The organism is Halomonas sp. 707D4 (assembly GCF_024158685.1).
Taxonomy (GTDB): domain Bacteria; phylum Pseudomonadota; class Gammaproteobacteria; order Pseudomonadales; family Halomonadaceae; genus Vreelandella.
The window spans coordinates 1-3,719 of record NZ_JAMZBD010000321.1 but is presented as its reverse complement, the minus strand read 5'-3'; the positions used below and the strand labels follow the sequence as shown (position 1 = coordinate 3,719).

At 66.2% G+C, this 3,719-nt stretch carries 3 protein-coding genes; 1 reads left to right on the top strand and 2 read right to left on the bottom strand.

What is annotated here, in order from left to right:
* Positions 1-75: 75 nt before the first annotated feature.
* Positions 76-951 carry an AEC family transporter gene (locus tag BIS11_RS12910; RefSeq protein ID WP_253586200.1) on the bottom strand — a complete coding sequence of 292 codons (876 nt, stop codon included), beginning with the start codon at positions 949-951 and terminating at the stop codon, positions 76-78.
* A gap of 69 nt (positions 952-1,020) precedes the next feature.
* Complete coding sequence (locus BIS11_RS12905) at positions 1,021-1,923, bottom strand: LysR family transcriptional regulator (protein WP_253425662.1); 903 nt, start codon at positions 1,921-1,923, stop codon at positions 1,021-1,023.
* A 204-nt stretch (positions 1,924-2,127) separates the two neighbouring features.
* Between BIS11_RS12905 and BIS11_RS12900 the strand changes: the two genes are divergently transcribed.
* On the top strand, positions 2,128-3,719 hold a 1,592-nt coding region (locus BIS11_RS12900), incomplete at its 3' end, for a TonB-dependent receptor (RefSeq protein WP_253586198.1).

The following is a 3,719-nucleotide window of genomic DNA, read 5'->3' as shown; positions in this document are numbered from 1 at the left end:
CTCCGAACGGGTCGTTGTCGATAGTTGTAGTCAACTTAGCAGTGACTACCCCCGGCCGGGTAGGTTCCTGCACGGCTACATCATCAACGCAAGCAGCGCCGGCAGGTAGAACAGCGCCAGCAGCGTCGAGCAGAACACGAGGCTCGCCACGTAGGCGGGCTCGCGCTGGGCCCGCTGGGCGAACAGATAGTTGAACACCGCCACCGGCATGCACATCTGCAGCACCAGGATACTCTGGGCCAACGGCGGCAGCCCCAGCAATCCGGCCACGGCCCAGGCCGTGCCGGCGGCCAGGGGGATGCGCAGCAGCGTGAAGCCGAGTCCCGAACGCAGGCTCTTCACCTGGATGCTGGCCAGCGACACCCCGAGGGTGATCAGCATCAAGGGCACCGTGAAGCCGGACATCAGGTCCACCGTATTGGCGATCCAGGCGGGCAGAGCGGTATCGGTCAAAAGCAGCGTCATGCTGATCAGGATGGCGTAGACCGTCGGCGTCTTGACCAGCGTCTTGAGCGGGTTGCCCTGGCTCGAGAGCATGGCGCCGATGGTGAACTGGAAAAGCGAGACGGTGACCATCACGGTGATGCCGTAGGCGAAACCGGCGCTGCCGAAGGCGTAGAACACCACCGGCAGGCCCATGTTGCCGGTATTGTGGTACATCATCGGCGCGAGGATCACCCGCCAGTCGCGGCGCAAGAGCCTTGCCATGGCGAAGGCGGCCACGCCCATCAGGCTGATCACGAGGGCCGTGGCCAGCATGGTCCGCCCGAAGGTGTGGGCATCGATGGAGGCACCGGCGAGCGAGGCCAGTACCAGCGACGGCGTGCCGATATTGAAGACCAGCCGGGTCACGAACTCGATCGGGTAGGGGTGGCCCCGGCGAACCCAGACGAAACCGAGCCCGGCGCCAGCCAGCACCGGTGCCATCACGGCGAACAATTCAACGAGCATGAAACTTCCTTGGCGAGCGTACGCGGCCATTGTCGGCAATCCAGCGGCCGGCTGGCAAGCCGGGCCGCGTCACCTGGCCTGCCACGCGCGCGGCGTTTGCTCGCGCAGGAAGGCCAGCAGCGCCCCCATGCGCCGCGGCTGGCGCCCGAACGGGTAGAGCAGCGACACCGGCAGCGGCGCCGGCGCCCAGCCGGGCAGGCAGTGAACGAGATCGCCCGGGTGGTAGGCCTCGCGCCGCGCCACCAGCCAGTGGGGAAGCAGTCCGATGCCCTGGCCGGAGGCGATGGCGTCGAGATGCAGCAGGGTCTGGTCGACCCGCAGCCGCGAGCGCGGCGGAGTGAACAGCACCTCCGGCGCCTGGGCGTGGGTGAGGGCCACGCCGCTTGCGGCGCTGTCCAGCAGATCGATCCAGGCGTGGCGATGCAGGTCGCCCGGGCGCTCCAGTGCCGGTGCCCGGGCCAGGTAGTGGGGGTTGGCGTAGAGTCCTCGCTCGAGCTCGCCAAGCGGTTCCTGATTGAGCGTGCTTCCCTCGAGCGCGCCAAGCCATACATGGACGCTGTGGCTGTCCGGCCGGCTGGGTGGCGTTTCCTGGGTGCGCAGGGTCAGCTCGACGCGCGGATGGCGGGCGAGAAACGCCTCCACCACCTGAGCTGCCCAGGCGCGGGCCAGGGCACCGTGCACCTCGAGGGTGAGCTGGCCGCTGATCTCCTCGCGAAGCTCCGCCAGCGCCTCGCGGCTCTGGTTCGCCAGGCTCAGGAGTTCCTCGCAGTACTGATGGAACAGCAGGCCCGCTTCGGTGGGGATCAGGCGGTTCGACTGGCGCCGCAGCAGGGGTTGGTTCAGGCGCGCCTCCAGCTGGCTGATGCGCCGACTGAGGGTGGACTTGGCAAGGCCCATGCGCTGGGCGCTTTGCGTCACGCTGCCGGTGGCCATCACGCTCGAAAAGGCGGCCAGTTCGTCGAAATCAAACATGAGGTGGCCCGCAAGCAATAAGAGGCGTCATTGTGCCAGCCGTCCGGCCAAATGAAAATAAGAGCGATTTGTGTTGCGTTTGGCCGAACCCGTCGTTTCACCCCCAGACGGGAAAAGTATGCGATCCTTTAATGCTAATAATTATCATTTGATAATAAGTCGTACACTCAATTCCAGCCGGATCATCACAGGAACCGCATCACCATGTCACTCCCTTTGCGCAAGACCTTGCTGGCAAGCGCGATCGCCGCCTTGTCCACCGCGCCGATCTCGGCGCTCGGAAACACGTCTCTCGATAACATCGTGGTCACCGCGGCGGGGTTCGAACAGCAGGTCACGAATGCGCCGGCCTCCATCAGCGTGCTCAATCGCGAACAGATCGAGCGCGGTCGCTACCAGGACGTCACCGATGCGCTGCGCGACGTGCCCGGCGTGATCATCACCGGCGGCGGCGCCGGCGACAACGGCAACGACATCTCGATTCGCGGCATGCCTGCGGAGTACACCCTGATTCTGGTCGACGGCCGCCCGCGGCGCAGCCGCCAGACGCGGCCCAACGGCAGCGCCGGCTTCGAGCAGGACTGGCTGCCGCCGCTGCAGTCGATCGAGCGTATCGAGGTCATTCGCGGGCCGATGTCGACGCTTTACGGCTCCGATGCCATCGGCGGGGTGATCAACGTGATCACCCGCACCGTTGCCGATGCCTGGCATGGCAACGTCCAGCTCGACACCACCCTGCAGCAGGACAGCGACGCCGGCGATAGTCGCCAGGCCAACTTCTACGCCGGTGGCCCGCTGGTGGAGGGCGTCGTCGGCCTCGAGGTGTATGGTCGCGCCTCCCAGCGCGACGAGGACGACATCGTCAACGGATACGAAGAGAAGAGCCTGCAGAGCTTGACCGCAAGGCTCAGCCTCGACGCCGGCGATAGCCACGACTTCAGCCTCGAAGCCGGCATCACCGAGCAGGATCGCCGCTCCCGGGTCGGGCGCTCGGCCCAGGCCGAGGGCTGCCGTGGCGAGTGCACCGACAGCTTCGGCGAGTACACCAACGAGCACGTCGCACTGACCCACAGCGGCAGCTTCGGCTGGGGCACCACGGAAACCTTCATCCAGCGCGAGAGCAGCGAGAACCGCTCCCGCGAGATCGACATCACCAACACCACGGCCAAGACCAGCGCGGTGCTGCCGCTGGGCATGCACATGCTGACCGTCGGCGCGAGCTACGAGAAAGAGGCGCTGGACGACGATACCACCAACCAGATCTCGGATATCGATCACATCGACCAGGACCGCTGGGCGCTGTTCGTCGAGGACGAATGGATGCTGACGCCGACCTTCGCCGTGACCGGCGGCGTGCGCCTGGACAAGGACGAGGAGTTCGGCAGCCACGTGAGCCCCAGGCTCTACAGCGTGTGGAACATGACCCCGGAATGGACGCTGAAAGGCGGCGTCTCGACCGGCTTTCGCGCGCCGGCGCTGCGTGAGATCACGCCCGGCTGGGGGCAGGTCAGCCGCGGCGGCAATATCTACGGCAACCCGAACCTTCAGCCGGAAACCTCGCTCAACAAGGAGATCGCGCTGCTCTACGGCAATGACGCCGGCCTCAACGGCAGTCTGACCGTGTTCCACAACGATTTCGACGACAAGATCTCGCGGATCGCCTGCCCGCTCGCCACCTGCCCCGACGGCCCCAACGACTTCGGCAGCGACCCGACCTACCGCGTCAACATCGACGAAGCCGTCACCCAGGGGGTGGAGGCGAGCCTTGCAGCACCCTTGGGCGATGCGCTGGCGCT